The sequence below is a fragment of the Nocardioides sp. NPDC059952 genome (assembly GCF_042730435.1).
Taxonomy (GTDB): Bacteria; Actinomycetota; Actinomycetes; order Propionibacteriales; family Nocardioidaceae; genus Nocardioides.
In genome coordinates, this window is the sequence record NZ_JBHWLY010000030.1 from 8485 (window position 1) to 35470 (window position 26986).

Here is a 26986-nt window from a genome sequence, read left to right on the forward strand (position 1 = left end):
CCCCTGTGGTGCCCCCCGGGGCCCGGTGGGCTCACACCCACCCACACCCCCCCGCCGGGGGGCCGTTTATTCCCCCCCCCCCCCGACGCCAGATCCGGTCAGGACGAGCCGGGTCGGCGGGGGTCAGGCGCGAGGCGGGCGGATGAGGCCCTCTTGCGCGACCGTGGCCGCGAGGGTGCCGTCGGCGGTGAAGACCCGACCGATGGACAGGCCGCGGCCGCCGTAGGCCGAGGGGCTCTCCTGGTCGTAGAGCCACCACTCGTCGGCGCGGAAGGGGCGGTGGAACCAGATGGTGTGGTCGAGCGAGGCCATCTGGATGCCCTTGTGGTCCAGCGAGTGGGCGGCCAGGGAGGCGCCCAGGAGGGAGATGTCGGAGGCCCAGGTGAAGGCGCCGCGCTGGATGTCAGGATCGTCGGGGAGCGAGGCGCCCAGACGGATCCAGAGGCGCTGCTGCGAGGGGTGTGCCGGGTCGGGCTCGAGGCCGAGCAGCGAGTTGCCGACGGCGCGGATCTCGACCGCCTCCCACTCGCGCGCCAGCGAGACTGCCTCGGGGCTTCCGGAGTCGGCCATCATCTTGAGGAAGTCGATGCACTTCTCCGGCGGCGGCACCGACGGCATCGCGTCCTGGTGCTCGAAGCCGGTCTCCTCGCGCTGGAAGTTGGCGGTGAGGTAGTAGATGTCGCGCCCCTTCTGGCGCGCGCTCACCCGCCTGGTCTCGAAGGAGCGCCCGTCGCGGATCCGCTCGACGTCGTAGACGATCGGGTAGGACGGGTCGCCCGGCAGCAGGAAGTAGGAGTGCATCGAGTGCACAGTGAAGGCCGGGTCGGCCGACCGCACCGCGGCCATCAGCGCCTGGGCGGCCACCTGGCCGCCGTAGGCGCGGCCCCGCGAGTTGCGGGTCGTGGTGGCACCGTGGAAGAGGTCCTTGTCGATCTCGACCAGGTCGAGCACGCCCACCAGCTCGGCCACTGCCTGATCCGCCGCTACGGCGTCGGTCGTCATGTGAGTGAGTGTCTCTCAATCCTTCTCAGGGTTGTCATCGGGGTCGGGGCCGTTCAGCCCGGCCAGGAACTGCTCGAACTGCTCGCCGAGCTCGTCTCCGGTCGGCAGCGGCTCGTCGGGAGCCAGGAGCGAGCGTCCGGACTCCTCCCCGCGCTGGAAGGTGTCGTACTGCTGCTCGAGAGCGGCCACGACCTCCCGCACCTCCGCATTGTCCTCGATATAGGAGGCGATCTCCTCCTCGCGGCGCTGGGCCTCGGCCTCCAGGTCAGAGACCGGGATCGTCAGCCGGGCCGCACGCTCGAGCGCCTCGACGAGCACGACCGCCGCTGCCGGATAGTCGCTCTGGGCCAGGTAGTGCGGCATGTGCACCACGAAGCCGCCCGCCGGGTGGCCCCACTCCCCCAGGCGTACCTCCACCAGGGCCTGGGCCGAGGCCGGGATGCGGATCTCGCCCTTCCAGGGGCTCTCCCAGACCTGGCCGGTGAGCTCCTGCGCCGGGTCGTTGGCGTGCCTGGTCGTGGTCAGCGGCCGGGTGTGCGGCACCGCCATCGGCACCGAGGCGAGCGCGATCACCTCGGTCACCCCGAGGCGCTCGACGACCTCGCGTACGGCGCCGGCGAAGGCCTCCCAGCGGTTGTCCGGCTCGGGGCCGTGCAGCAGGAGGTAGGGGGCATCGCCGGTGTCCTTGAGCAGCCGGACGACCAGCCGCGGGGCGTCGAAGGACTCGTAGTGGTCGCTGACGAACGAGATCGCCGGGCGTCGGGCCCGGTAGTCGTGGAGCTCGTCGACGTCGAACGTCGCCACCACCGGCGCGCGCCTCGATGTCTGGACCAGATGGGCCGCGGCCCGCTCGGCGGCCTTGCCCGCATCGAGGAAGCCGTCCAGGACGACCACCAACGGCAGCTGGTCACCACCGGCAAGGATGATCTCCTCGGGCAGGTCGTCCACGATGTGCACCAGTCGTGATCCGGCCATCGGTGTCTCCTCCCGTTGCGTACGGCCCTCGCGGACCTCGTCGTCGCTCGCCTCGCCAGGGATCGCGACCCTGGGGCTCAACCTTCTCAATACACGCTTCCACATGACGACAGCGCAGCATTCTGGACGCCCACGTTATTCCCAAGCCGACGCGCGGAGACCGGCGACCTCCGCTGCGGCAGGCGATGTGACCTCCCCCTCGGTGCGGCCGTTGTTACTAGCGGGTAATGTAGGCGACGGGCACCACCCGTGCCCGCACCACCAGCGTTGCCAAGCGGCAACCGACCGGCAACCCACATGGAGTGACACGGTGACCCGACAGCTGCGAGAAGTCGTCTTCGTCGACGGCGTACGCACACCTTTCGGCAAGGCCAAGGGCCAGTACGCCGAGACCCGCGCAGACGACCTGGTCGTCAAGCTCATCCGTGAGCTCACGCGCCGCAACCCCGAGCTTCCCCCCGAGCGGATCGACGAGGTCGCCATCGCCGCGACCACCCAGATCGGCGACCAGGGCCTGACGATCGGGCGCACCGCGGGCCTGCTCGCCGGGCTCCCGCAGTCCGTCCCGGGCTACGCGATCGACCGCATGTGCGCCGGCGCGATGACCGCCGTCACCACGACCGCCGGCGGCATCGCCTTCGGCGCCTACGACGTCGTCATCGCCGGCGGTGTCGAACACATGGGCCGCCACCCGATGGGTGAGGGCGTCGACCCCAACCCGCGGATCATCTCCGAGAAGCTCGTCGACCCCTCCGCGCTCGTCATGGGCAACACCGCCGAGAACGTCCACGACCGCTACCCGGCGATCACCAAGGAGCGCACCGACGCGTTCGCCGTCCGCTCCCAGGAGCTGGCGGCCAAGGCGTACGCCGACGGCAAGATCCAGCCCGACCTGGTCCCCGTCGCCACCCGTTCGGCCGAGAACGGCTGGGGCCTGGCCACCACCGACGAGCCGATGCGTCCCGGCACCACCACCGAGGACCTGGCCAAGCTGAAGACCCCGTTCCGTCCGCACGGCCGCGTCACCGCGGGCAACGCGGCGGGCATCAACGACGGCGCGACCGCCTCGCTGCTGGCCTCCGAGGAGGTCGCCCGCGAGCTCGGTCTGCCGATCAAGATGCGACTGGTGTCGTACGCCTTCGCCGGCGTCGCCCCCGAGGTCATGGCCGTCGGCCCGATCCCCTCGACCGAGAAGGCGCTGGCCAAGGCCGGGCTCACGATCGACGACATCGAGGCCTTCGAGGTCAACGAGGCGTTCGCGATCCAGGTGCTCGCGTTCCTGGACCACTTCGGCATCGCCGAGGACGACGAGCGCGTGAACCCCTACGGCGGCGCGATCGCGTTCGGTCACCCGCTGGCCTCCTCCGGTGTGCGGCTGATGATCCAGCTCGCGCGCCAGTTCGAGGAGCGCCCCGAGGTCCGCTACGGCCTCACCACCATGTGCATCGGCCTGGGTATGGGCGGCACGGTCATCTGGGAGAACCCGAACTGGAACGGCAAGGAGGCCTGACATGACGGACATCAACACGCTCCTCGCCGACGTCGAGAAGCTCTTCACCGACGACGAGGTCGTCACCGCGGCCAAGCTGGCGAAGATCAACCTGCCCTCCGGCAAGGTCCTCGGCCTGGTCACCCTCGACAACGGCCACGACCACACCCGCCCGAACACCTTCGGGCCGAAGTCGCTGGTCGAGCTCAACACCGCGTACGACGCGGCCCTGGCCGACTCCGAGATCGACGCGATCGCGGTGACCGGCAAGCCGTTCATCCTCGCGGCCGGTGCCGACCTGACCTCGCTGCAGGCGGGCGGCCCCGACGGGATCCGTACGATCGCCGAGCTCGGCCACGCGGTCTTCCGCAAGCTGGGAGACGGCAACGGGACGGCGAAGAAGCCCTCCTTCGGCTTCATCAACGGGCTCGCGCTCGGTGGTGGCCTCGAGGTCGCGCTGCACGCCGACTACCGCACGATCCAGGACTCGGTGCCGGCCGTCGGCCTGCCCGAGGTCATGCTCGGCCTGATCCCCGGCTGGGGCGGCGGCTACCTGCTGCCGAACCTGATCGGTCCGGCCAAGGCCGCCAAGGTCTTCATCGAGAACCCGCTCAACAACGGCAAGGTGCTCAAGGGCACCGAGGCCTTCGACCTGGGCATCGCGGACGCGATGTTCGGTGGCGCCGACTACCTCGAGCAGTCGCTGCTGTGGGCCGACAAGGTGCTGACCGGTGACGTCACCGTCGAGCGGGCCGAGATCGACCGGGGCGAGGGCTGGGACGAGGCCGCCAAGAACGCCGGCTTCTTCGCCTGGGCCAAGACCGGCGACGCCTCCCCGGCCGCCAAGAAGGCAGTCGAGCTGCTCACCCTGGCCAAGACGGCGACCCGCGACGAGGGCTTCGCGGCCGAGGACGACGCCCTCGTGGCGATGTCGAAGACCCCGCAGCTGCTCGCCTCGCTCTACTCCTTCGACCTGGTGCAGAAGCGCGCCAAGCGTCCCGCCGGCGCCCCCGACAAGGCGCTTGCGCAGAAGGTCACCAAGGTCGGCATCATCGGTGCCGGGCTGATGGCCTCGCAGTTCGCGCTGCTGTTCGTCCAGCGTCTCAAGGTGCCGGTCGTCATGGTCGACCTCGACCAGGAGCGTGCCGACAAGGGTGTGGCGTACGTTCACGCCGAGCTCGACAAGAAGCTCGCCAAGGGACGCGCGAGCCAGGATGCGACCAACCGCCTCAAGGCACTCGTGACGGCTTCGGTCGACTACGCCGAGGCTTTCACCGACGCCGACTTCATCATCGAGGCCGTCTTCGAGGAGATGGGCGTCAAGAAGACCGTCTTCGCCAACGCCGAGGCCGTCGCGCCGGAGACCGCGGTCTTCGCCACGAACACCTCGAGCCTCTCGATCACGGAGATGGCGGCCGACCTGAAGAACCCCGAGCGGGTCGTGGGCTTCCACTTCTTCAACCCGGTCGCGGTGATGCCGCTGCTGGAGATCATCCGCGGCGAGAAGACCTCCGACGCGGCCCTGGCCACGGCGTTCTCGGTCTCGAAGTCGCTGAAGAAGACCTCGATCCTGGTCAAGGACAGCCCGTCCTTCATCGTGAACCGGCTCCTGGGTCGCTTCATGGGCGAGGTCTCCAAGGTCGCCGACGAGGGCACCCCGGTCGACGTCGTCGAGTCCGCCTTCGCGGGGGTCGCGCCGATGGGCCCGTTCGCGCTGATCGGCCTGGTCGGTCCGGCGATCGCGTACCACAACAACGAGACGCTCGCGAAGGCCTTCCCCGACCGGTTCTACCTCTCCGAGAACCTCCACCGGGTCGTCGAGGCCAAGAAGAGCTCCTTCTTCGGTCCCGACGGGCGCACCCTCGATCCCGAGGTCGAGGCCCTGCTGGTCTCCGGCGACGTGGTCAAGACCGCCGAGGAGGCCCGCCAGCAGTCCCTGGAGGCCATCGCCGACGAGATCGGCCGGATGCTCGAGGAGGGCGTCGCCCAGGCCGCCGAGGACATCGACCTGGCGATGATCACCGGTGCCGGCTTCCAGTTCTGGAACGGCGGCATCACCCAGCTCCTCGACCGCGAGGGCATCTCCGAGAAGGTCACCGGCAAGAAGTTCCACTGACCGACGCAAGTCCGCCCCCGACCGATCTGATCGGTCGGGGGCGGTCCCATGCTGGGCCGGGCCGGGCCCGGACGCACATCAGCAGGGACTCAGGCCTTGTCGGTGGCTACCTTGCCGCCGCCGACCGCCTTCTCCGGCGTGCCCACGTTCTGCCGCGCGCGGGGCCGCTGCTGGCGGCCTGGGGCCTGCGCCGAGCCGCGCCGGCCCTCGATCTTCCTGCGGATCTGTTCATCCGCCGCTCGCAGATCGAACGGCGCCGACATCTGCTCAGGTGACCAACGGAATTCGGCCACGAGGTCGTCATAGAGCATTGGATCCCCCGAGTGCTGTGTGGTGACGTTACCGAGAGCCCTCGTCGCCCCCGACGGACCCCACTCTAAGCCCACACCGGCCGAACTTCGCCAGGGGCTCGACCAGAGAGACCGACTCCCCCGAGTCAAAATTCGGCGTCTCGGCGTCAGAAACTGACGTCTCGGGGCAGGGCGGCGGGGGTCAGGGAACCCAGACGCTCGATGGTGTCGAGCGCGACCGCCTGGGGGGTCAGGCCGATGCTCTCCAGGATCTTGGGGCGCTTGGCGTGGTCGAGGAACTCCTGCGGGATGCCGTGGATCTTCACCGGCGTGCGTACGTCCGCGGCGGTCAGCGCCTGCAGGAAGGACGCGCCCACGCCGCCCGCGACGCCGTTGTCCTCGATGGTGACGACCAGGCTGTGGTCGGCGGCCGCCTCGATGAGCGCCGGGTCGATCGGCTTGACCCAGCGCGGGTCGACGACGGTCACGCCGATGCCCTGGGCGGTGAGCCGCTCGGCGACGCCCACGGCGACCTCGGCCATGGAGCCGACACCGAGGACCAGGACGTCCTTGGTGCCGTTGCGCACGATCACGTCGGCGTCACCGAGCTTGGCGATGGTGGGGATGTCCTCGGGCGGCGGGCCCTTCGGGAACCGTACGACGGTGGGCGCGTCGTCGATATCGACGGCCTCGTCGAGGAGCTCGTTGAGGCGAGCGATGTCGCGCGGCGCGGCCAGGCGGAGCCCGGGGACCACCTGGAGGAGCGACATGTCCCACATCCCGTTGTGGGAGGCGCCGTCGTCGCCGGTGACCCCGGAGCGGTCGAGGACGAACGTCACCCCTGCCCGGTGCAGGGCGCAGTCCATCAGCACCTGGTCGAAGGCGCGGTTGAGGAAGGTCGCGTAGACCGCGAAGACCGGGTGCAGGCCACCCATCGCCAGGCCGGCCGCCGAGGTGGCTGCGTGCTGCTCGGCGATCCCGACGTCGAAGGTGCGCTCGGGGAACCTGGCCTGGAACGCGTCGAGGCCGACCGGGTGCATCATCGCCGCGGTGATCGCGACGATGTCCTGGCGGCTCTCCCCCAGCCGGATCATCGCGTCGGAGAAGTGGTCGGTCCAGATCCGGCCCTTGGGCTTCTCGGCGCCGGTCTGGACGTCGAAGGGACCCGGCGAGTGGAACTGGTCGGCCTCGTGGCGCTCGGCCGGGTCGTAGCCGTAGCCCTTGCGGGTGAGCGCGTGCACGATCACCGGACCGCCGAACCGCTTGGCCGAGGTCAGCGCCTGCTCGACGGCGTGCCGGTCGTGGCCGTCGACAGGGCCGACGTACTTCAGGCCGAGGTCCTCGAACAGGCCCTGGGGCGCGACCGCGTCCTTGAGCCCCTTCTTGACCGCGTGCAGCGCGTCGTAGGCCATCGAGCCGATCCCGGGCACCGCGTTGAGGCGGCGCTTGACCATGTCGAGGAGCACCTCGTAGCGGGGGTTCGTCCGCAGCGAGGTCAGCGCCGTCGCCAGGCCACCGATGGTCGGGGTGTAGGAACGGCCGTTGTCGTTGACCACGATGACCAGCTTGGAGTCGTGCTGGATCGCGATGTTGTTGAGCGCCTCCCAGGCCATCCCGCCGGTCAGCGCGCCGTCGCCGATCACGGCGACCACGTGGCGGTCCTCACCGCGGATCGTGAAGGCCTTGGCCAGCCCGTCGGCGTAGGAGAGCGCCGTGGAGGCATGCGAGTTCTCGACCACGTCGTGGTCGGACTCGGACTGGCTCGGGTAGCCACTCATCCCGCCCTCGCGGCGCAGCGTGCCGAAGTCGCCGGCCCGTCCGGTGACGAGCTTGTGGACGTAGGACTGGTGGCCGGTGTCGAAGACGATCTTGTCGCGCGGGCTGTCGAAGACCCGGTGCATGGCGAGGGTCAGCTCGACCACGCCGAGGTTCGGTCCCAGGTGGCCGGTGTTGGTGGCCACGGTCCGGATCATCAGGTCCCGGATCTCGCTCGCGAGGAGCTCGAGCTGGTCGTCGGAGAGATCACGAAGATCCTGCGGCGCGGCGATGCGTTCGAGGAGACCCATAGGAGGGGATTCTACGTCTCCACCCTGAGGGGCCTCGACCCGGATAGGGCCGCGTGCTGGGGCGATCCGAGGAAGGGTGTCAGCCCGATCCGGGCCGAGTCACTGAGGTCCAGGTCAGACACGGTCGCGGGGTCCACGAAGACGATCTGGCGGCCCTCGTGGCACACGATGTCGGCGTCGGTGAGGTCGACAGCCGCGGCGTACAGGTGGATCTTGTCGTTGCTGCCGGTCTCGGGATGGCGAAGCTCGTGGACACCGACCAGCTCCAGCGCCTCGGGCGCGAGCCGCACCTCGGTCTCCTCCTCGAGCTCACGCACCGCGCCGGCCAGTGGCTCCTCCCCCGGCTCCAGGTGGCCGCCGCTGAACGCCCACTTCTCCGGAGCGATCACGGGGCGCTCGTCACGTTCCTGGAGCAGCACCCAGCCACGTCGGTCGACAAGGATCACGGCGGCGAACTCGGTCATGGGGCGCGAGCCTAGTACTCCGGTCCGGATCGTGATCTGGGCGCTGTTCTCCCTACCCGATTCCGCCGAGACGGAGGGCATCGTCGACCTCGCCGAGCTTCGCGGAGGTCAGGACACCTGCTCGCTCGATCAGGTCCTCCCGGGACAGGGTCGTGAGCCATGTGCAGGGTGTCGCGCCCGGGCGCGGCAACGCGACCCGGAGCACGCCTTCGAAGGGCAGTCCTTCTCCGGCACCTACCGCCACCTCGACGGCCAGGCCGGTGATGTCGACACCCGCCGGAGCGACGACCTGCATCACCTGGATCCCGGATGCGTCCTCTCCCGAGAGCAGCACGACCGGACGCCGCTCGTCGAACTCCACCCACCAGACTTCACCACGTTGCAGGTGTCCTCCTGACACAGGACGGGTGGCCGATGCTAGCGCTGGTCGCTGCTCGGACGCACCGATGCCCGCGGTCTACCCGGCTCGCTCGTCAGTACGTCACCGACCTGCTCGAGCCCGACGGGCTCCTCGACCAGCTCCGCCCATGGGCGCTCGGACGCGGCGAGGAAGGCGACCGCCTGCTCCAGGTGGCGCGGCTCGTAGTTGTGTACGCCGCTGACCGACCGCCAGCCCCGCACGATCGCCTCGGGGTCGACCGAGATCGCGCGCCCCGGGGAGACAGAGCCCACCAGGACGAGGGAGCCGCCGATGTCGAGCGCCCCGAACGCCGCCTCCACCGCCGACGCGGCGCCGGAGAAGTCCAACGCCACATCGACCGGCGCAGGCGCCTGACCCGCGAGGAGCGTCGACGTCGCACCGAAGCCGACGGCCAGCTCCAGCCGGGCGGGCTCGACGTCGCTGGCCACGACCTCGGCCGCCCCGGCGTCCGCCGCTGCGGCCACCGCGGTGAGCCCGAGCATCCCGGCACCGACCACCAGCACCCGTCTCCCACGCAGCGAACCGGCCCGCTCCAGGGCCGCCATCACCGTGGCGGTGGCGCACCCGGCCGGCGCGGCGACCTCGTCGGCCACGGTGTCGGGGACCGGCACGACGGCGGTGCCGGCGGGTAGGAGCACGTGGGTCGCATAGGTGCCCGACAGCGGCCAGGCCGGCTCGTAGGTCTCGTGCCCGAGCTTGCGCACCGAGCGGCACTTCGCGGTGAGCCCCCGAAGGCAGCGGTCACAGCGCCCGCACGAGACGGTGACGCCCCAGACCACGCGTCGGCCGGTGCCCACGACCCGCCCGACGCCCTCATGGCCGAGCACGCTCGGGCACGCACCGGGACGACGGCCGGAGACCGTGTGGTGGTCGGAGCCGCACACCGTCGCCAGGTCGATCTCGACCAGCGTCTCCCCCGGACCCGGTACCGGCAGGTCCACGGTCTCCAGCGTCACCTCGGCGCCACCGCTCCACACCGCGAGCCGCGCCATCAGACCGCACCGACCTTCCGGCGCAGCCAGGCGCTGAACAGGTCGATGACGATGATCAGGACGATCACCATGCAGACGTACGTCATCATCGTGTCGAAGTGGAAGCTGTCCACCTCGGTCTTGATGAAGAATCCGATGCCGCCGGCGCCGACGGTGCCGAGGATCACGGAGGACCGTACGTTGGTGTCGAACCGGTAGAGCAGCAGACCCAGCAGCGAGGGCATCACCGAGGGCAACACCGCATGAGCGGCGGTCTGGACCGGCGAGGCACCGGCGACGCGCAGCGCCTCCACCGGCCCCTGGTCGACCTCGTCCATCGACTCCGACCACAGCTTGCCCATCACCGCGACGTTGTGGATCGCCAGCGCGATCACACCCGGGAAGGCCCCGAAGCCGACCGCGGCGATGAACATCAGCGCATAGACCGTCTCGGGAATCGCGCGCAGCACCGACATCACCGCGCGCCCGGCCAGCCACAGCGGCACGAACCGGTTGGTCGTACGCGAGGAGATGATCGCGAACAGCAGCGCCGCCGGGATCGACAGGGTCGTGCCGAGCAGGCCGATCCAGATCGTCAGCAGGCAGTAGGCCAGGCCGGGGCGGATCGTCTCGGACCAGCGCAGATCGAGGGGGAAGGCGCCGTCCTGGTGGATCGTCTTGCCGTTGGGGAAGGTCTTGTCGAGGCCGAACAGGAAGTTCCACAGGCCCCGCCAGCCCTCGATCAGCTCCTTGGGCGAGGTGTTGGTCTGCACCGCGGCGTACCAGTGCACGATGACCAGACCGAGAGTGATCGCCACCCCGACCGCGATCCCGGACGGCCGGAACCGGGGCGGGACGGCCTGCTCGGGCGGCCGTGTCGCGATGCTCATGCGAATTCCTTCGTACGGGCGGCCTCGGCCGCCTCCAATGCCTCCAGAGCGGGCCGGTAGAGCCCGGCAACGGTGTCGTCGTCGACCTCGGCCGCGGGGCTGTCGAAGACCAGGGACCCTCCGGCCAGGCCGAGGATCCGGTCGGAGAAGCGTCGTGCCAGGTCGGGCTGGTGCAAGACGGCGGCGACGGCCAGGCCGTCGTCGTCGGCCAGCGAGCGGAGCAGGTTCATGACCTGCTCGGAGGCGGCCGGGTCGAGCGCGGAGACCGGCTCGTCGGCGAGCAGCACTTTGGCCCGCTGGCACAGCGCCCGGGCGACGGCGACCCGCTGCTGCTGGCCCCCGGAGAGGCGACCGGCCTTCTCCCGGGCCCGGTCGGCGAGACCGACCCGGTCCAGGCAGGCCATCGCCTCTTCCTGAACCTCGCGCGGGAAGGCGAGTACGGACCAGGACCGGCTCAGGCCGAGCCGTCCCAGCGCGCCTGCGCAGACGTTGTCGAGCACACTGCGGCGGGGCACCAGGTGGATCTTCTGGAAGACCATCGCGACCGTCGGCATGGCGTAGCCGGGCTTGCCGGTCACGCCGTCGACCATGATCGTGCCGGCGTCGGGGCGCTCCAGGCCGACCACGCAACGCAGCGACGTGGACTTGCCGGAGCCGTTGGCGCCCAGGAGGCTGACCACCTCCCCGGAGGAGACGTCGAACGCGAGGCCGTCGAGGACCGTCTTCTCGCCGAACGCCTTGCGCAGCCCGTCGACCCGCAGCATCGCCGCGGCAGGGAGATGGTCAGCGCGCATCACGCCGACACCTCCGTTGCGCAAGCGCCATCGTACGGAGGCGCCGGCGTCCGCCCCATGGTTCGCTCGCTGCGCTCGCTCACAGGTCGTCCGTGGTCAGGTCGAGGGCCTCGGCAAGCTCGGAGACCGGCTGGTAGTCCTCGTCGGTGACCGCCACCAGCGCCGGCTTGCCGGCGGGCGGGGTGAAGTCGAGGTACTCGCCGATCTCGGCGACCGCGTCGGCCGGCAGGTTCAGCAGCGCCTCCTGGACCGCCTCGGAGACCTCCGGGGTCATGTTCGGGCCGGCCGCGATCGGGTCGTTCAGGATCGGCTCGGACTCCCAGACCTGGCGGAAGGCGGACTCGTCGAACTGGCCCTCGGCGGTCGCGGAGGCGAGCGTCTGGCTGTTGATCTCAGCGGCGTCGACCTTGCCGTTGACCAGGGCCAGCAGCGCCTCGGTGTGGCCACCGGCGTACTCGGCCTTGACGTCCTTCTCGATCCCGGCGTCGATGAGCGCCTTGCGCGGCACCGCATCACCGGAGGTGGAGCCGGACTCCGAGAGTGCCAGGGTCGTCCCCGCGAGGTCCTCGACGGACTCGATCGGCGACTCCTTGGGCACCCAGATGCCACCGGTGTAGGAGGAGACCTTGCCGTCCTCGCCCGCGAAGGAGGCCAGCGGCGTCGCGCCGGCCTGCTTCTGGGCGAAGACGTAGCCCAGCGGCCCGAACTGGCCGATGTCGAGCTTGCCGTTCTGCATGGCCAGGATCTCGGCGACGTACGTGTCGGAGATCTGCACCTCGACCTCGCAGCCGAGCTCTTCGCCGAGGGCCTTGCCCAGGGTCTCGTAGACGGGGATCAGGGTCGTGGGGTCCTCGAAGGGCTCGACCCCCATCGTCAGGGTGCCGTCGGGACAGATCTGGTCGGGGCCGACCTCGCCGCCTCCGGTGGCAGCCTTCTGGGTCGTCGTCCCGCTGCCGCAGGCGGCCAGGGCGAGGGTCAAGGTGGCGGCGCCGGCAAGGGCGGTGAGGGAGCGCAGCGTGGACATGTTCGGTTTCTCCTGTGGTCAGAACAGCTGGTCGAGGACGGTGGGCGCGAGGCCCAGCGCTGTGGTCATGCCGATGCCCGACGTCACCGAGACGACCCGGAGGCCCGGGAACGGCTCGCTGTCGAGGAAGTCGGTCCGCGGGGAGTCCGCGTAGACCCCTCGCCAGCGACGTCGGACGGTGAGCGGAGCCCCGAGCAGCCGCGCCCCTTCCCGCAGCACCAGCTCGGCGACGTGCTCGTCGTCGAAGGGCAGGTGCGTGCGGTCGTAGTGGTGGGTGTCGCCCAGGACGATCGAGCCGGGTCGGCCGCCGCTCCCGGGGCGCTGGGTGAGCATGAGGTTCATCACGACGTCGAGGAGCTCGGGGCTGGTGGCCTCGATCTCCTGCCGCAACTGGGTGGCCGCGGCGGTCTCGGCGAAGCCGCCGTAGCGCAGCATGGAGAGCCCGGTCAGCACCGCCGGCCCGATCTCGACGTCACCCGGAGGCGCGACCTCGAGCATCTGCAGCCGGCAGCGGCGTACGCCTTGATCCTCTGCGACCTGTGGGAAGAGCCGGTCGACGTCGTGGCCGGCGGCGTGGACGACGTGGGCGGAACGGATCGTTCCGCGGCTGGTGCGGACGTCGATCCCGCCGGCGACCGGGTCGATCGCGCCGACGTGGGTCGACCAGCTGAACCGGACGCCCTCGGACTCCAGCCACGCGGCGATCGCGGGCAGCGCCTCGCGCGGGTCCACCCGCAGGTCCAGCGGCAGGTGCGCGCCGCCGAGGACGTCCGCGGCGGCCGGGGCGAACAGGGCGCGCGTGGCACCTGCGTCCAGCAGCCGTGCCTGCTCGGTGCCGCGGGCGTCCGCGAACTCCTCGAGCACCGCCATCTCGGCCTCCGTGCGGGCGAGGACCACCGTGCCCGTCTCCCGGACCTCGAAGCCCGCCTTCGCGCCGAGAGCACGCCAGCGCTCCCGGGCCGGGAGGGCGTAGGTGAGCGCCTGACTCGACTGCACGGTGGTGCAGATGTGTCCGAAGTTGCGGATCGAGGCGCCGACGGCGCGCTCGTCACGTTCGATGACATGGACCTTCAGACCGCGCGCGAGCCCTTCGACGGCGTGCGCGAGGCCGACGATCCCGGCACCGACGACGACGAGATCGGCGGCACCGTCGGGGGTGGTCGTATGAGTTGGCACGGCCCGAACACTTCTGTCTCCCGACCGCCTCGGTCAACAGTCCTGACCAACATGTACAGACAAGTTAACCGGTCGTTTTCCTGCGCAGGGTTTGCTCTTCTGAGCGTTTTCCGGGCGTTCACGAAGCGCTTCATCACACTTGTCTGATCAAGTTGTAGCCTGCTGCCCATGAGTAGCCCGCTCCACGTCCAGGTCGCCGAGGCCATCCGCGCCCGGATCATCGCCGGCGAGCTGCCGACCGGCGCCCCGATCCCCTCCGAGGCGCAGCTGTGCGAGCAGTTCGGCGCTTCCCGCGGCACGATCCGCACGGCGCTGGCGAGCCTGCGTCGCGAGGGCCTGCTCAGCGGCGGCCAGGGACGTCCTCCGACTGTGCGTGACACCGCGCTCGGTCAGCCCTTCGAGCAGCTGATCTCGTTCAGCGCCTGGGTGCGGCAGATCGGACGCACTCCGGGCCAGCGCACCATCGAGGTCGCCCGTCGCGGCGCCACCGCGACCGCCGCCGAGGCGCTCGGCATCGAGGAGGGCGACCCCGTCGTCGACGTCCTCCGGCTCCGCCTGCTCGACGGCCAGCCCGCGATGCTCGAGCGGAGCACGTTCGTCGAGCGCGTCGGACGGCTGCTCTTCGACTTCGACCCCGACACCGGCTCGCTCTACGGATACCTGACCGCCGCCGGCGTCGACCTGCACGGCGCGCGCCACACCATGGACGCCGTCGCGGCCGACGAGACCGACGCCGACCTGCTCGACATCGAGGTGGGCAGCCCGCTGCTGCGCGAGCGCCGACGGGCGACCGCCGCCGACGGCACCCCGCTGGAGTACGCCGATGACCGCTACCGGCCCGACCGCGTCACGTTCACCATCGACAACACCCGCCCGTCCGCGGCGGGGATCCGCACCGACGTACGCATCCTCAAGGAGATCTCGTGACCACGACCGCCTTCCAGCTGGCCGCCCTCGACATGGCCGGCACCACCGTCGACGAGGGTGGGCTGGTCTACGACGTGCTCGAGTCGACCGTCGCAGACGCCGCCGGCGAGCCGGTCCGCCACGACCTGCTGCTGCGGTGGAAGGGCACCTCGAAGTGGGAGGCGATCCAGGGGCTGCTGCGCGGGCTCGGCCAGGAGCCGAGCACCGCCCAGGTCGACAAGATCTTCGACGGCTTCGGCGAGCGCCTCGTCACCGCCTACCGGGAGACCCCGCCGCAGCCGTTCCCGGGTGTGCCCGAGATGTTCGCGACTCTGCGCTCACGAGGGGTGAAGGTCGCCCTGCAGACCGGCTACTCCACCGAGATCGCCGCCGCCATCCTCGACGGCCTCGGCTGGACCGTCGGCCCCGGCCCCGAGTCGACCGTCGACGCCCTCGTCGCCTCCGACCTCGTCGCCGCCAGCCGTCCGGCTCCCTACCTCGTCTTCCGCTGCATGGAGGCCACCGGCGTCCAGGACGTACGCCGTGTGCTGGTCGCCGGCGACACCCCCAACGACCTCGGCGCCGGCACCAACGCCGGGGCCGGCTTCGTCGTCGGCGTCGCCACCGGCTCCTTCACCCACGACCGGCTCGCCACCGAGCCGCACACCCACCTCCTCCCCTCCACGGCCGACCTGCCGACACTCCTGTGAGACGTGGGTTCCTTGACTGGACACAAGCCAAGGCAAAGACTGGCTCCATGGCACTGACCAAGAAGCAGAAGGCGATCCTGACCACCAGCGCGCTCGTGGCCCAGGCGGCAGTCGCTCCGGTGATCCTGCGTGACCTGCAGACGCGCTCGGACGACGAGATCCGCGGACCGCGGACGTTGTGGCGGCTGTGGGGCAGCACCAACCTGCTCGGCGCGGCGGTCTACTGGGTCTACGGCCGCAAGCCGGTCTCCGCGTAGGGCGTGCCCTTCACGACACGCCGCGAGGCTTGGTGAGGAGCCGGATCGCGAAGATCAGCTCCTCGACGTCGGCGAACCGGCGCAGGTCGCAGCCGGTGCGCTCGGCGATCCGCTCGAGCCGGTAGTAGGCGGTGTTGACGTGCATGTGCAGCCGCTCGGCAGCGAGCTTGGCGTTGAGGTCGCTGGCGACGTAGGCAAGCATCGTCTCGATCATCGCGCCATCGCGCGCGAGGTCGTCGGTGACGAACTGACGTAGCTCGGGACGGATCAGCCGACGCACGGTGGGGTCCTCGCGCAGCACCAGGTAATCGACCGTCGAGAGCATGGGCAGGGCGACCACGCCCGGCTCCTCCGCCAGGGAGTCGCGGGCGATCCCCGCCTCGGCGTACGCCGCGGGGACCGACGCCCATCCGGGGTGGACGGTGCTGACACCGACCGCCAGGTCGATGCCCTGACGGGCGAGCTGGCGGTGCACCCGGCGTAGATCGGGCACGAGCGCCTGCACGTCGTCGGTGGCCATCGGCAGGATCCCGATCATCTGCTCCTGCTGGATCACCGCAACGCCCTCCTGGGCCGGGCCGAGCTCGGTGCGGATGATCCGGAGCGCTTCGCGCAGACTCTGGCCGACACGTAGCGGGCGCACCGGGGCCGCGATGATCACGGCCGTCCGTCCGTCGCGCTCGAGCGGGCGACCTCGAGCCGAGGCCCCGCAGGGACCTCGCGTCCGGCCAGGAGATCCTCGACGAGGTCCCGCCGGATCCGGTCGCCCTCGGCAAGCTCGAGCTGCTGGGTGTTGAGATAGGCCTCGGCCGCGACCGTGCTGCCCACCTCGATCACCTGCATCACGTGCGAGGCCGTGGCCAGCGCCGCCTGACTGGTCTCCGGGTCGGGGGCGGCGATCTCGACGATGCGCTCCCACAACGCGACCTGACCGAGACGGAACGCCTGCAGGAAGTCAGCGAGCGCGACGCCCTGGCGCACCCGGTTGGCCGCCTGGCCCGCGCTCAGGTGGAAGTCCTCACGGACCGCGTCGCGCCCCTCCTCGAGGGTGATGAGCACCGCCCGGAAGACCGCCTCGGCATGGCTGGCGACATCGCTGCGCAGGTTGGGGTCCGGGCTGGCCGCATAGGCCGGCACCTGCTCCCAGGTGCGGGTCAGGAAGACCTCGACGGTCCCCGGCAGGCCGTCTCGGACGCCGGCGACGATGCGTTTGATCGGATCGGTGCTCATCTGGACCTCCTCGTCCGACGTTGTGGGCCGGCCACAACGAGGTCTGTGGCTCGTCCTCGTGGCCCCGAGGCCCGCCGCGGCCGCACAGTGATGCCTGTCACACCCGGCATCCTGCCGCACCTGGCGGGACGGACACAGAGGCAGGCACATGACCACAACGACCCAGCCCCGGTCGATGTCACGGATCGCGATGGCATCGCTGGTCGGCACGACCATCGAGTTCTACGACTTCCTCATCTACGGCTACGCCGCCGCGCTGGTCTTCGCTCCACTCTTCTTCCCCTCGCTCGGCACCGCCGCCGGCACCTGGGCATCCGTCGCGACCTTCGGTGTCGCCTTCGTCTTCCGCCCGCTGGGCGCCGTGGTGTTCGGGCACTTCGGCGACCGGCTGGGCCGCAAGCGCACCCTGGTGACGACGCTGCTCATGATGGGCGGAGCGACCTTCGCGATCGGCCTGATCCCGACGGCCGCCGCGATCGGTGCGGCGGCGCCGCTGCTGCTGGTGCTCCTGCGGGCGACGCAGGGCACCGCCCTCGGCGGCGAGTGGGCGGGCGCGGCGCTGCTCACCTCCGAGTACGCCGCGGAGGGCAAGCGCGGACGCTACAGCCTGTTCCCACAGCTCGGCCCCGGCCTCGGTGTGATCCTCGCCAGCGGGACCTTCCTGCTCACGATCCAGGTGATCGGCCTGGCGGCCTTCCAGCAGTGGGCCTGGCGGGTGCCGTTCCTGGTCAGCATCGTGCTCATCGCACTCGGCCTCTGGGTCCGGCTCAACATCGCCGAGACGCCGTCATTCTCGAGGGTCACCGCCGCGCGGACCACGGTGTCCTTCCCGTTCGCCGCCGCGCTGCGCGACCAGTGGCGGCAGATCCTGCTCGGCGGCGGAATGCTGGCGATGACGTTCGGTGCCTTCTACCTCGCCGTGGTCTTCCTCGGCGGCATCGCCACCAGGCCGCCCGAGGAGAACGGGCTCGGTCTCACCCTCAACCAGATGCTGAGGGCCAACATGGTCGCCGGTCTCGTCCTCTGCCTCGCAGTGATCGGGTCCGCGCTGCTCTCCGACCGGGTCGGGCGACGAGCCGTGCTGATGAGCGGGACGGTCTTCGGCCTGGTCGCCGGCCCGGTGGCGTTCGCGATCCTGACCCCCGGCGACGCCGGCTCCTTCACCCTGGCGATGGCGGTCCTGATGATCGCGATCGGCATCCCGTACGGGCCGGCCGCGGCGTACCTTCCGGAGCTCTTCCGGGCGGAGTACCGCTACACCGGGGCCGGGATGGCCTACAACCTGGCCGGGATCATCGGCGGCGCACTGCCGCTCGTGATCGGCGGTGCGTTGCTGGAGCGCTGGGGCACGAGCGGCCTCGCCGGCTTCGTGACGGTCCTGGCCATGCTCAGCACCGCGTGCCTCCTCGCCCTGCGCGAGACCCGCGGCCAGGTCCTCGACGCCGAACCCGCAGGAGTCCTCCGGTGAACCTTGCCCACCACCTGATCGACGCGGCGCAGCGGCATCCGGACCGTCCGGCCGTACGCCTCGACGACGACGTGCTCGACTACACCGCTCTCCTGGCGCAGGCCTCGGCGGTCGCCCGATGGCTGCACGCTGAAGGCCTTGAGCCGGGCGACCGGGTCGGCCTGGTCCTGCCCAACGTCCCCGCCTTCCCGGTGCACTTCTACGGGGTGCTCCTCGCCGGCGGCGTCGTCGTGCCGATGAACCCGCTGCTCAAGGCCAGGGAGATCGAGTTCTACCTCGAGGACTCCGGCGCCCGCTTCCTGTTCGTCGGTGAAGAGCTGAAGGACGAGGCGTACGCCGCGGCGGCCTCCCACGGGGTGCGGGCGGTCACCGTGGCCCCCGGAACCGCCCACCTCCCGGCAGCGGAGACGACGCGCCGGCCCGTGCCACGGAGGCCAACCGACACGGCGGTGATCCTCTACACCTCCGGCACCACCGGCCGCCCGAAGGGCGCCGAGCTGACCCACGACAACCTCGGCGGCAACGCCGCACTCACCCGCGACACGCTCGTCGAGATCGGGCCCGAGGACGTGGTGATGGGGTGCCTGCCGCTCTTCCACGTCTTCGGCCTCACCTGCGGTCTGAACGCCGCCGTCCAGGCGGGCGCCTGCCTGACCCTCGTCCCCCGCTTCGACGCCACCGCCGCGCTCGAGGTGATCGGCCGGGACAGGGTCACCGTCTTCGAGGGCGTCCCGACGATGTACGCCGGCATGCTCCACGCCGCCGACGTCGGCTCCCACGACGTGTCCAGCCTGCGCACCTGCATCTGCGGCGGGGCGCCGCTGCCGGTCGAGCTGCTCCACGAGTTCGAGGAGACCTTCGGCTGCACGATCCTCGAGGGCTACGGCCTCTCCGAGAGCTCACCGGTGGCCTGCTTCAACCACCCGCACATCGAGCGCAAGGCGGGATCGATCGGGGTGCCGGTGCGCGAGGTACAGCTCAGGCTGGTCGCCGAGGACGGCAGCGAGACCGCCCCGGGCGAGGTCGGCGAGATCCTGATCAAGGGTCCCAACGTGATGAAGGGCTACTGGCAGCTGCCCGAGGTCACCGCCGAGACGATCGTCGACGGCTGGCTGAGGACCGGCGACCTCGGCCGGCGTGACGAGGACGGCTACTACTACGTCGTCGACCGCAAGAAGTCGCTGATCATCCGCGGCGGCTACAACGTCTACCCGCGAGAGATCGAGGAGGTCGTCTACGAGCACCCGGCGGTGCTCGAGGCCGCCGTGGTCGGCGTTCCGCATCCCGATCTGGGCGAGGAGGTGGCCGCGGCGGTCGCGCTCAGGGCCGGAGCGACGGCCTCGGCGCAGGAGATCCGTGCCTTCGTGAAAGAGCGAGTCGCGGCGTACAAGTACCCGCGTCACGTCTGGATCATGCCGGAGCTGCCCAAGGGACCGACCGGCAAGATCCTGCGCCGCGAGATCGATCCGCCGACCGTTCTGATATGACCTCGAAATTGGATACCCAGGGCGGCATCCGAGCCCATTTATAGCCCGTCACCAGCCGATTTATAGCGAACTCACACATTTCCCGACGCGCCCTTCCCAAACGCGCCACGGCTGCTGAATGGTGCTATGTGTCGTGGGTCACAAATATCTCGGCCTGCCCAACCAGGAGTGAGCACACCATGGAGAACCACCCCACTGAGGGCCCGTCTCGGGTCTCCAGACGTTCGTTCGTCGGATACGTCATCGGCGGCGCGACACTGATCGCCGCCGCCGACCTCGGCCTGACGCCGTCCGCGGCCCAGGCGGTGCCGGTGCCGTCGGTGCCGCAGATCCCTGAGATCTACGATCTCAACGACTTCCTGAGCCACTGCGCGATGCCGACCTCGAACCTGATCGCGATCGAGGTTGATGAGAAGGGGCACGCCCACTTCGCGCTGCCGCGGATGGAGGTCGGCCAGGGCATCACCACGGCGGTGGCGATGTTGATCGCCGAGGAGCTCGATCTTCCGGTCGACGACGTGCACGTCACGCTGGCGCCGGCTCGCCCCGAGCTGCTGTTCAACCAGCTGACCGGCGGCTCGAACACGATCGTCTCGATGTACACCCCGGTGCGTGTGGCTGCCGCCATCGCCCGCAAGGCGCTGCTCGAGGCTGCCGCGATCCTCCTCGGGGGCACCGTTGCCCAGCTGGTCTCCAAGGGTGGCGTGATCAGCGCCCCGGACGGGTCCTCGGTGACCTACGGCGAGGCAGCCGCGAAGGCGGCGAAGCCGACGACCGAGAAGGTCGAGGTCGAGCTGAAGGAGACCTCCGAGCACGCCGTCGTCGGGAAGCCTCACCGGCGCGTCGACGCGCGCGAGGCCGTGACCGGCAAGAAGAAGTTCGCGATGGACCTCGACGTTCCCGGCGCGCTGCCCACGATGGTCTGCCGCGCCCCCGAGCTCAACGGCACCGCCGTCGAGATCAAGAACAAGGGCGACGTCGAGACGATGCCCGGCGTCACTCACGTCGCGATCATCCCCACCGGCGTGGCGGTCCGGGCCAAGACGTTCGGGCAGTGCATCGACGCCGTTCGCGCCCTGGACGTCACCTGGAACTCCGGCACCGTGACCACGATGTCGGCGAAGGACGTCCGGGCCGAGCTCAAGGCCGGGCAGATCCCGCTCGCGGTGCCGAAGATCGGCGCCACCTCGGTCGAGGGCGAGTTCACCTTCCACTTCCGCAGCGGATCGGCCCTCGAGCCCAACTGCGCCGTCGCCGACGTACGCGACGGGAAGGCCACCATCTGGGGCGGGCTCAAGTCGCCGATCACCGCCCAGGAGAAGATCGCCGCCGCTCTCGGCCTGCTGCCGACCGACGTGAAGGTCAACGTCGTCCAGGGCGGTGGCTCCTTCGGGCGCAAGCTGTTCTTCGACGCCGCGCTCGAGGCAGCCCACGCATCGAAAGCGTTCGGAGCGCCGGTCAAGCTGATGTGGCACCGTGCCGACGAGCCGCGCCAGGGGCGGGTCCACCCGATGGCGGTCTCCCGGGTCCGGGCGACCGTACTGGCCGGCAGCGTGCTCACCTTCGAGCAGCGCCACGCCAGCGTGGCCACCGACTTCACCCACGGACTCGGGGAGCGGCTGACCGCGGAGGCGGCGGCGCTGCCGACCGGTCTGTCGAACCTGACCTTCTCGGAGTCGATCTTCCTGCTCGCCACCGAGATGCCCTACAACTTCGGGGTGGTCACCCAGCTGCTCAACGAGCCCAAGCCGGCGGTCGACCGGTTCAACACCAGCTCGGTGCGCAACATCTACTCCCCCGATGTGGCCACCGCCAGCGAGCTGATGGTCGACCAGCTGGCCAAGAAGCTGAAGCAGGACCCGGTCGCGTTCCGGCGCAGGTATCTCAAGAGCGACGTCGTCAAGCGGGTCCTCGACCGGGCCGCCGAGCTCGGCGACTGGGGCCGTTCGATGCCCGCCGGCACGGCCCAGGGCATCGCCATCCACAAGGAGTACAAGGGCGCCACCGCCGTCCTCGTCGAGATCGACTGCCGTCCCGAGACGGTCAACCGCGAGGTACGCGACGCGGTCACCGGCCCTCGGATCACCAAGGCCCTCGTGGTCGCCGACGTCGGCCTGGTCATCAACCCGGCCGGGGTGAAGGCCCAGATGATGGGTGGCTTCTCCGACGGGATGTGCCAGGCGCTGACCTACAGCAACCACCTGGTCGGCGGTCAGTTCCTGGAGGCCAGCTGGGACAACTCGGCCTACACCAGGCAGTGGAACGTGCCGTTCGAGTTCGAGTGTGAAGTGATGGAGTCGCACGGCAGCCAGCCCGGCGGTGTCGGCGAGGCCGGCGTGGCCGCCTCGATGGCAGCCGTCGCCTGTGCCTACGCCCGCGCGAGCGGCGAGATGCCCACGGAGTTCCCGATCAACTTCCACGAGCCACTCCACTTCGAGCCCAAGTCCTTCATCCCCTCCGTCCCCGAGTCGCCGACCGACGGCCTCGCCTACACGTTCTGAGGTCCTGCGATGCCTTCACACACCTTCCAGCTCAACGGCGAGACCGTCACCGTCGACGTCGAGGACGACGTACGCATCCTCTGGGTCCTGCGCGACGTCCTCGGTGTCACCGGCCCCAAGTACGGCTGCGGCATCAACGTCTGCAAGGCCTGCACCAGCCACATCAACGGCAAGGCGTTCAACCCGTGCTCGGTGAAGGTCGCCGACCTCGGCGCCGACGACGAGATCACCACCATCGAGGGGCTCGCCGACACCGCTCCGGGCGACGGCCTGCACCCGATGCAGGAGGCCTGGCTCGAGCACGACGTCGCCCAGTGCGGCTACTGCCAGCCCGGCCAGATCATGACCGCGGTCGCCCTCGTCAACAAGGTCCGCAAGGAGGGCCGCGCCATCACCGAGGCCGACCTCGACACCATCCGCAACGTCTGCCGCTGCGGGACGTACTCCCGGATCCGGGAGGCGATCAAGACCGGACAGGACGCGATGGCCCGAGGGCTCTAGCCGAGCCTCTCACTCGTCCGGGCAGACGGGCCGGTAGGGCTCCTCGGGCAGGAACTCGTCCCACTCCTGCTCGGTCAGGTCCCGGCCCGCCATCCGGCACGCGAACTCGACGGCACGGTCGATACCGGTCTCCCACCGATGGACCGTGCCGTCGTTCGACGCGATCGCCACGTCGTGGCTGTCGCCGATGAACTGCGCGTCGGCCGGGACCGGGTCGCCCTCGTGGGGTGGACGCACGGTGCCGAGCGGGTCCAGGGTCGTGGCATCCCACAGGCTGACGCGGCCGTCGTCGGCCGCGGAGACGAGCAGTTTGCCGTCGTCCGAGTAGTCGAGCCCGAGCACGGCAGCACCGGGACCGGTGGATCGCTGCAGCGTCTCCCCGGTCGAGACGTCGGTGGCGACGATCTCGCCGGTCTCCCCCGCGACCGCAACCGTGGAGCCGTCCGGCGAGGCGGCCGAGGCGTACCTCGCGATGTCCAGGCTCCCCTCCGTTCGGACGTCGCCGGTCCGCACGTCGATGACCTGCCACTGCTCGGAGAGTCCGTCGGCGGAGACGCCGCCGACCATCGCACTGCTCCCGTCCCCGATCGGGACGATGGTGGAGGCGGGAAATTCGAATGGATCGTCTCGCGGTTGCAGTGTCTCGGCGTCGACGACGACTGTCCCTGCCATGCCACCGACGAGCAGGCTGCGCCCTTGGTCGACGTACGCGAGCGAGATGATGTCGTCCTCGAGGACCTCGCGCCTCTCCACCGTGCCGATGGCGGGGTCCAGCACCACCGCTTCCCCGCACTCGCCCGTGACGCAGGTGGCGACGTACCGCTCACCCTCGGGGTGCCAGGTGCCGCTGCCCCAGGGGCCTGCGATCACCGGCACGCGGGCGGGCGGCGTCGCCTTCCCGGTGGCGGTGTCGACGAACCTGACCCATCCGGTGTCCCCGTCGGTCCAGCTGTAGGCCACCCGCCGCCCGTCCGGGGAGAGGTCGGCGTGCGCGTACACCTCGGCATCGCCGACCCGACTCGTACGCCGCAGGTAGGTGTCCTGCCCCGACAGGTCCCAGGTGCGCACCATCGAGGGGCCCCCGCCCTCGTAGACCAGGTCGCCGTCCGGGCTGAAGTCGACGCCCCACTCCGACGTGCTCTCCCACCGTGCCAGCAGCCGGCCGGTGGCGGTCTCCCAGGCGATGAGCTCGCCGTCGCTGGAGTGCGACACCACCAGCGAGCCGTCGGGCGAGAAGCCGACGTCGCGGACCTGATCCTGGTGGCCCCGCAGCGTACGGACCGTCGTGCCGTCGGAGGCACGCACCAGGAGCACGTTCCAGCTCCGCTCCGAGCGTTCCCGCATGTTCGCCTCACCCGTGTCCGTGAGCGCCAGCAGGGTGCCTTCGGGGTTGAGGTCGGAGGAGGCGTACGACCTGATCTCCTCGCGCTGCCAGATCCGCTCACCCGAGGCCACGTCGTACGCCGCCAGCGGCCAGTCCGAGTAAAGGATCCGACCGTCCCGGCTGAGCCCGGCTCCCGACGGGACAGTGCCGGTCGGCATCCGGACGGGCGCCTTGGCCGGCGCGCGGAGGTCCCAGACCAACGTGTAGCCCTCGTCCTCCCACTCTGGAGCTGTCGGCCAGTCGGACGGATACACGCTGCCCGCCAGGTAGCGGCCTCCGGCGCTGAACCGGACATCGACTCCCCAGACCTTCCTGCCGCCGGGGAAGGCCAGCTTCGTCGTCGGCTCCATCGTGCTCGTGTCCAGCAGTCGCACCGGGTCCCTGGAGCCCTGGCCGTTGGGGATGACGGCGAGATGCTTGCCGTCCGGGCTGAACGCCGCGAGCATCCACCCGGCTCCTGAGGGCTGGACCGGGTCGTAGGTGTCCACCAGCCGGCCGGTGGCGGCCTCGTAGAGGTGCACCCGGTTCTGACCGTCCGAGGTGGCCATCCAGCGGCCGTCACGACTGACGTCCAAGGTCTCCACGTAGTCCCCCTCGGCAGGCGCCGAACGGACGAGCTCCGGACGCATCGCCAGCGCGGCCACGAGGTTCGCCCGGGTCTCCGGCGAGTCGTCGAGCCGCGCACCGGCGGCGGCGAGCAGCAGCGAGAGAGTGACGTCGTCGGCGAGCAGGGCACGGGCGCCGACCCGCCCCGCGTCCGCGGCGACGGCGGCGTGCTCGGCCCGGGCGGCGTTCTCGGTCGCCCGGTCGGACTGGACGACCGCCAGCGCCCCGGCGACCAGGGCGATGACGAGGAGTGCGGCGCCGCTGGCGAGCGCGATCCGGAGGCGGCGGATCAGCCGGGTCTGGGCGCGTGCGCGTTCGTGGATGCTGCGTTGTTCGTCTTCGGCGTGGTGGGCGGAGGCCTGGAGGAAGGCGTGCTCGATCTCGGTGAGGGTGGTGTTCTCGCCGGTTCGCCATTCGAGTGCCCGGGCCAGTCGTACGCCGCGGTAGAGCTCGCTGTCGGGGCGGCCCAGTGCTTCCCAGGAGTCGGCGGCGGTGGAGAGGTGGTGTCGGATGCGTTGGCCCTCGATGTCGTCCTCGAGCCAGCCGCGGAGTCGGGGCCAGGCGCGGGTGAGGGCCTCGTGGGTGATCTCGAGGGCGTCGTCGTCGGTGGTGACCAGTCGGGCGGTGACCAGCATCTCGATGAGCTGGTCGTGTTCGGGGTCGGTGCCGACCAGGCGGCGTGGCACCCGGGTGCGGACCGGTTCGCCCTCCGGGCCCGGGGAGACCAGCCGCAGGACGAGGTCGCGCAGCAGGTGGCGGCGTTCGACCTCGATCCGGGAGTAGAGACCTTCGGCGGATTGGGCCACGGCTCCGTTGATGCCGCCGCTGGCGCGGTAGCCGGCCACCGTGAGGGTGTTGCCCTCGCGTCGTTTCCAGGTCTCCTGCAGCGCGTGCGACATCAGCGGTAGCGCCCCGGGGTCGTTGCCGACCTCGCGGACCAGGAGGTCGACCAGACCGGGCTCGATCAGCAGCCCGGCCTGGCGGGCGGGGGTCTCGATCGCCGAGCGCAGACCGTCCTCCTCCAGCCCGCCGACCAGATACATGCCGCGCTCCACGAGCCGACTGAAGCCGGGGTAGGCGGCGAGGTCGGCCAGGTGGTCGGCACGCAGCGCGAGGGCCACGGTCCGGTCCGCGGCCTCGGCGGCCACGACACCGAGGAACCTCTCCCGCTCCTCGGTGTCGTGGCACAGCGAGAACAACTCCTCACACTGATCGATCAACAGCGCCGCGCCCCGCGGAGCCTGCGTGAGCGCGGTCAGTGAGTCCATCGGGTGGGGACCGGGCGTGATCGTCACGCTGGGCTGTCCGCGGCCTCGCAGGGCCGCGGCCACCCCGGCGCGGAGCAGCGAGGACTTGCCCGACCCCGAGGGCCCGACCAGCGCGAGCACCGAGGTCCGCGCCACGATCTCCAGGCAGGCGGCCACATCCGGGTCGCGCCCGAAGAACCATTCCGCGTCCTCGACACCGTAGGCCCGCAGACCCAACCAGGGACAGGTGCCCGACGGGGTAGGTGCATCGGCGACCAGCAGCGAGGCGTCCTGGCGAAGGATCGAGGTCTCCAGCGCGACCACCTCGGGGCCCGGATCGATGCCCAGATTCTCGGCCAGAACGGCCCGGAGCTGGTGGATCGTACGCAGCGCCTCGGCCTGCTGGCCGGACTGGTACTGCGCCCGGGCCAGCAGCACCCACCGGTACTCACGCAGCGGTGCGGCGCGTACCAGGCTCTGTGCCTCGGAGAGGATCTCGCGGTACCGCCCGGCCCGCAACAGCGCCTCGATCCGCAGCTCCTCGGCCTCCAGACGCAGCTCGGAGAGCCGCGTACCGGCGGCGACCGCCGGCTCCCAGCTCTCCAGATCAGCGAAGGGCTCCCCGCGCCACAGGGCCAGCGCGTCGCTCAGCAGGTACGCCGCCCGGTCGGCCTCCCCGAGCGTGAGCAACTCCTGGGCCCGACCGACCTGGTCCTCGAACCGCAACGAGTCGACCTCCTCGACCGGGAGATGCAACGCATAGCCCTGTGCCGAGGTCCGCACCACGTCGCGACCCAGCAGCTTGCGCAGCCGGACCACGCAACCCTGCACGATCTTCCCGGCCGACGCCGGCGCACCCTCACCCCACAGCGCATCGAAGAGCTGGTCGGCGCTCACCGGATGACCCGGATCGGTCGCCAACGCTGTCAGAACCACTCGGTCCCGCCGACCCAGATCCCCCGAGCCGTCCACCGTCAGTGGGCCGAGAACGCCAATGCCCACCCTTCAAGC

General features: G+C 70.5%; 23 protein-coding genes. 9 read left to right on the forward strand and 14 right to left on the reverse strand.

Translation table 11 applies throughout. The features are described 5' to 3' along the window. Positions 1-123: 123 nt before the first annotated feature. Together ACFV9G_RS15310 and ACFV9G_RS15315 are read right to left on the reverse strand one after the other, a co-directional pair. Positions 124-1002, reverse strand: coding sequence for an acyl-CoA thioesterase (locus ACFV9G_RS15310; protein WP_378728326.1), 879 nt, complete (start codon positions 1000-1002; stop codon positions 124-126). Positions 1003-1017: 15 nt separating this feature from the next. Beyond that, complete coding sequence (locus tag ACFV9G_RS15315) at positions 1018-1977, reverse strand: proteasome assembly chaperone family protein (protein WP_378728327.1); 960 nt, start codon at positions 1975-1977, stop codon at positions 1018-1020. 310 nt (positions 1978-2287) lie between these two features. On the opposite strand from ACFV9G_RS15315, the gene ACFV9G_RS15320 reads away from it, so the two are divergent. Both ACFV9G_RS15320 and ACFV9G_RS15325 read left to right on the forward strand, forming a co-directional pair. After that, entirely contained in the window at positions 2288-3487 is a 1200-nt protein-coding gene (locus ACFV9G_RS15320; protein WP_357337854.1) for an acetyl-CoA C-acyltransferase, read from the forward strand. 1 nt (position 3488) lies between these two features. Beyond that, the gene (locus ACFV9G_RS15325) at positions 3489-5582 is read left to right on the forward strand and encodes a 3-hydroxyacyl-CoA dehydrogenase NAD-binding domain-containing protein (protein ID WP_378728328.1); all 2094 of its coding nucleotides are present in this window, start codon (positions 3489-3491) and stop codon (positions 5580-5582) included. A gap of 89 nt (positions 5583-5671) precedes the next feature. Here the strand turns inward: ACFV9G_RS15325 and ACFV9G_RS15330 are convergent, their stop codons facing one another. The 9 genes from ACFV9G_RS15330 to ACFV9G_RS15370 form a co-directional block, all read right to left on the reverse strand. Beyond that, complete coding sequence (locus ACFV9G_RS15330; protein ID WP_378728329.1) at positions 5672-5893, reverse strand: hypothetical protein; 222 nt, start codon at positions 5891-5893, stop codon at positions 5672-5674. 146 nt (positions 5894-6039) lie between these two features. Further along, positions 6040-7938: a 1-deoxy-D-xylulose-5-phosphate synthase gene (dxs, locus tag ACFV9G_RS15335; RefSeq protein ID WP_378728330.1), complete on the reverse strand. Its 1899-nt coding sequence runs from the start codon at positions 7936-7938 to the stop codon at positions 6040-6042. Between the two features lie 11 nt (positions 7939-7949). Then, positions 7950-8402, reverse strand: coding sequence for an NUDIX domain-containing protein (locus ACFV9G_RS15340; RefSeq protein ID WP_378728331.1), 453 nt, complete (start codon positions 8400-8402; stop codon positions 7950-7952). A gap of 52 nt (positions 8403-8454) precedes the next feature. Continuing rightward, positions 8455-8802: a type II toxin-antitoxin system PemK/MazF family toxin gene (locus ACFV9G_RS15345; protein WP_378728332.1), complete on the reverse strand. Its 348-nt coding sequence runs from the start codon at positions 8800-8802 to the stop codon at positions 8455-8457. A 17-nt stretch (positions 8803-8819) separates the two neighbouring features. Continuing rightward, a complete protein-coding gene (locus ACFV9G_RS15350) occupies positions 8820-9815 on the reverse strand; it encodes a zinc-binding dehydrogenase (RefSeq protein ID WP_378728333.1) in 996 nt (331 codons plus the stop codon). After that, complete coding sequence (phnE, locus tag ACFV9G_RS15355; protein WP_378728334.1) at positions 9815-10684, reverse strand: phosphonate ABC transporter, permease protein PhnE; 870 nt, start codon at positions 10682-10684, stop codon at positions 9815-9817. The genes ACFV9G_RS15350 and phnE overlap by 1 nt, the downstream gene beginning before the upstream one ends. Next, on the reverse strand, positions 10681-11478 hold the full coding sequence (locus ACFV9G_RS15360) for a phosphonate ABC transporter ATP-binding protein (RefSeq protein ID WP_378728335.1): 798 nt from the start codon (positions 11476-11478) through the stop codon (positions 10681-10683). Before ACFV9G_RS15360 ends, phnE begins: the two co-directional genes overlap by 4 nt. 79 nt (positions 11479-11557) lie before the next feature. Next, positions 11558-12502 (reverse strand): phosphate/phosphite/phosphonate ABC transporter substrate-binding protein, encoded by a 945-nt coding sequence (locus ACFV9G_RS15365; protein ID WP_378728336.1) that lies wholly within the window; start codon positions 12500-12502, stop codon positions 11558-11560. Between the two features lie 18 nt (positions 12503-12520). Beyond that, positions 12521-13678, reverse strand: coding sequence for a TIGR03364 family FAD-dependent oxidoreductase (locus ACFV9G_RS15370; protein ID WP_378728338.1), 1158 nt, complete (start codon positions 13676-13678; stop codon positions 12521-12523). A 168-nt stretch (positions 13679-13846) separates the two neighbouring features. Here ACFV9G_RS15370 and ACFV9G_RS15375 point away from each other — a divergent pair, with 168 nt between their 5' ends. Genes ACFV9G_RS15375 through ACFV9G_RS15385 form a run of 3 tightly spaced genes read left to right on the forward strand, consistent with a single transcriptional unit; the run spans position 13847 to position 15551 of the window. Beyond that, positions 13847-14605 (forward strand): GntR family transcriptional regulator, encoded by a 759-nt coding sequence (locus tag ACFV9G_RS15375; RefSeq protein ID WP_378728339.1) that lies wholly within the window; start codon positions 13847-13849, stop codon positions 14603-14605. Beyond that, positions 14602-15294 (forward strand): phosphonatase-like hydrolase, encoded by a 693-nt coding sequence (locus ACFV9G_RS15380; protein WP_378728340.1) that lies wholly within the window; start codon positions 14602-14604, stop codon positions 15292-15294. Before ACFV9G_RS15375 ends, ACFV9G_RS15380 begins: the two co-directional genes overlap by 4 nt. 47 nt (positions 15295-15341) lie before the next feature. Further along, positions 15342-15551 carry a hypothetical protein gene (locus ACFV9G_RS15385; RefSeq protein ID WP_378728342.1) on the forward strand — a complete coding sequence of 70 codons (210 nt, stop codon included), beginning with the start codon at positions 15342-15344 and terminating at the stop codon, positions 15549-15551. Positions 15552-15561: 10 nt separating this feature from the next. On the opposite strand, the gene ACFV9G_RS15390 is transcribed toward ACFV9G_RS15385, so the two are convergent. Both ACFV9G_RS15390 and ACFV9G_RS15395 read right to left on the reverse strand, forming a co-directional pair. Further along, entirely contained in the window at positions 15562-16212 is a 651-nt protein-coding gene (locus ACFV9G_RS15390; protein ID WP_378728343.1) for a PucR family transcriptional regulator, read from the reverse strand. Further along, positions 16209-16781 carry a hypothetical protein gene (locus ACFV9G_RS15395; protein ID WP_378728344.1) on the reverse strand — a complete coding sequence of 191 codons (573 nt, stop codon included), beginning with the start codon at positions 16779-16781 and terminating at the stop codon, positions 16209-16211. Before ACFV9G_RS15395 ends, ACFV9G_RS15390 begins: the two co-directional genes overlap by 4 nt. 148 nt (positions 16782-16929) lie before the next feature. Here ACFV9G_RS15395 and ACFV9G_RS15400 point away from each other — a divergent pair, with 148 nt between their 5' ends. The 4 genes from ACFV9G_RS15400 (at position 16930) to ACFV9G_RS15415 (ending at position 22738) form a co-directional block, all read left to right on the forward strand. After that, complete coding sequence (locus tag ACFV9G_RS15400; RefSeq protein WP_378728345.1) at positions 16930-18249, forward strand: MFS transporter; 1320 nt, start codon at positions 16930-16932, stop codon at positions 18247-18249. Then, positions 18246-19736: a long-chain fatty acid--CoA ligase gene (locus ACFV9G_RS15405; RefSeq protein WP_378728346.1), complete on the forward strand. Its 1491-nt coding sequence runs from the start codon at positions 18246-18248 to the stop codon at positions 19734-19736. The genes ACFV9G_RS15400 and ACFV9G_RS15405 overlap by 4 nt, the downstream gene beginning before the upstream one ends. Positions 19737-19915: 179 nt before the next feature. Next, positions 19916-22237 (forward strand): molybdopterin cofactor-binding domain-containing protein, encoded by a 2322-nt coding sequence (locus tag ACFV9G_RS15410; RefSeq protein ID WP_378728347.1) that lies wholly within the window; start codon positions 19916-19918, stop codon positions 22235-22237. A gap of 9 nt (positions 22238-22246) precedes the next feature. After that, positions 22247-22738, forward strand: coding sequence for a (2Fe-2S)-binding protein (locus ACFV9G_RS15415; protein WP_378728348.1), 492 nt, complete (start codon positions 22247-22249; stop codon positions 22736-22738). Between the two features lie 9 nt (positions 22739-22747). Here the strand turns inward: ACFV9G_RS15415 and ACFV9G_RS15420 are convergent, their stop codons facing one another. Beyond that, on the reverse strand, positions 22748-26977 hold the full coding sequence (locus ACFV9G_RS15420) for a BTAD domain-containing putative transcriptional regulator (RefSeq protein ID WP_378728350.1): 4230 nt from the start codon (positions 26975-26977) through the stop codon (positions 22748-22750). Positions 26978-26986: the final 9 nt, after the last annotated feature.

Bases quoted from the DNA above. Each gene is read 5' to 3' on its own strand.
- ACFV9G_RS15310 (WP_378728326.1), bottom strand. From the start codon at position 1,002: ATGACGACCGACGCCGTAGCGGCGGATCAGGCAGTGGCCGAGCTGGTG.
- ACFV9G_RS15315 (WP_378728327.1), bottom strand. From the start codon at position 1,977: ATGGCCGGATCACGACTGGTGCACATCGTGGACGACCTGCCCGAGGAG.
- ACFV9G_RS15325 (WP_378728328.1), top strand. From the start codon at position 3,489: ATGACGGACATCAACACGCTCCTCGCCGACGTCGAGAAGCTCTTCACC.
- ACFV9G_RS15330 (WP_378728329.1), bottom strand. From the start codon at position 5,893: ATGCTCTATGACGACCTCGTGGCCGAATTCCGTTGGTCACCTGAGCAG.
- dxs (WP_378728330.1), bottom strand. From the start codon at position 7,938: ATGGGTCTCCTCGAACGCATCGCCGCGCCGCAGGATCTTCGTGATCTC.
- ACFV9G_RS15340 (WP_378728331.1), bottom strand. From the start codon at position 8,402: ATGACCGAGTTCGCCGCCGTGATCCTTGTCGACCGACGTGGCTGGGTG.
- ACFV9G_RS15350 (WP_378728333.1), bottom strand. From the start codon at position 9,815: ATGGCGCGGCTCGCGGTGTGGAGCGGTGGCGCCGAGGTGACGCTGGAG.
- phnE (WP_378728334.1), bottom strand. From the start codon at position 10,684: ATGAGCATCGCGACACGGCCGCCCGAGCAGGCCGTCCCGCCCCGGTTC.
- ACFV9G_RS15360 (WP_378728335.1), bottom strand. From the start codon at position 11,478: ATGCGCGCTGACCATCTCCCTGCCGCGGCGATGCTGCGGGTCGACGGG.
- ACFV9G_RS15365 (WP_378728336.1), bottom strand. From the start codon at position 12,502: ATGTCCACGCTGCGCTCCCTCACCGCCCTTGCCGGCGCCGCCACCTTG.
- ACFV9G_RS15375 (WP_378728339.1), top strand. From the start codon at position 13,847: ATGAGTAGCCCGCTCCACGTCCAGGTCGCCGAGGCCATCCGCGCCCGG.
- ACFV9G_RS15385 (WP_378728342.1), top strand. From the start codon at position 15,342: ATGGCACTGACCAAGAAGCAGAAGGCGATCCTGACCACCAGCGCGCTC.
- ACFV9G_RS15395 (WP_378728344.1), bottom strand. From the start codon at position 16,781: ATGAGCACCGATCCGATCAAACGCATCGTCGCCGGCGTCCGAGACGGC.
- ACFV9G_RS15400 (WP_378728345.1), top strand. From the start codon at position 16,930: ATGACCACAACGACCCAGCCCCGGTCGATGTCACGGATCGCGATGGCA.
- ACFV9G_RS15410 (WP_378728347.1), top strand. From the start codon at position 19,916: ATGGAGAACCACCCCACTGAGGGCCCGTCTCGGGTCTCCAGACGTTCG.
- ACFV9G_RS15415 (WP_378728348.1), top strand. From the start codon at position 22,247: ATGCCTTCACACACCTTCCAGCTCAACGGCGAGACCGTCACCGTCGAC.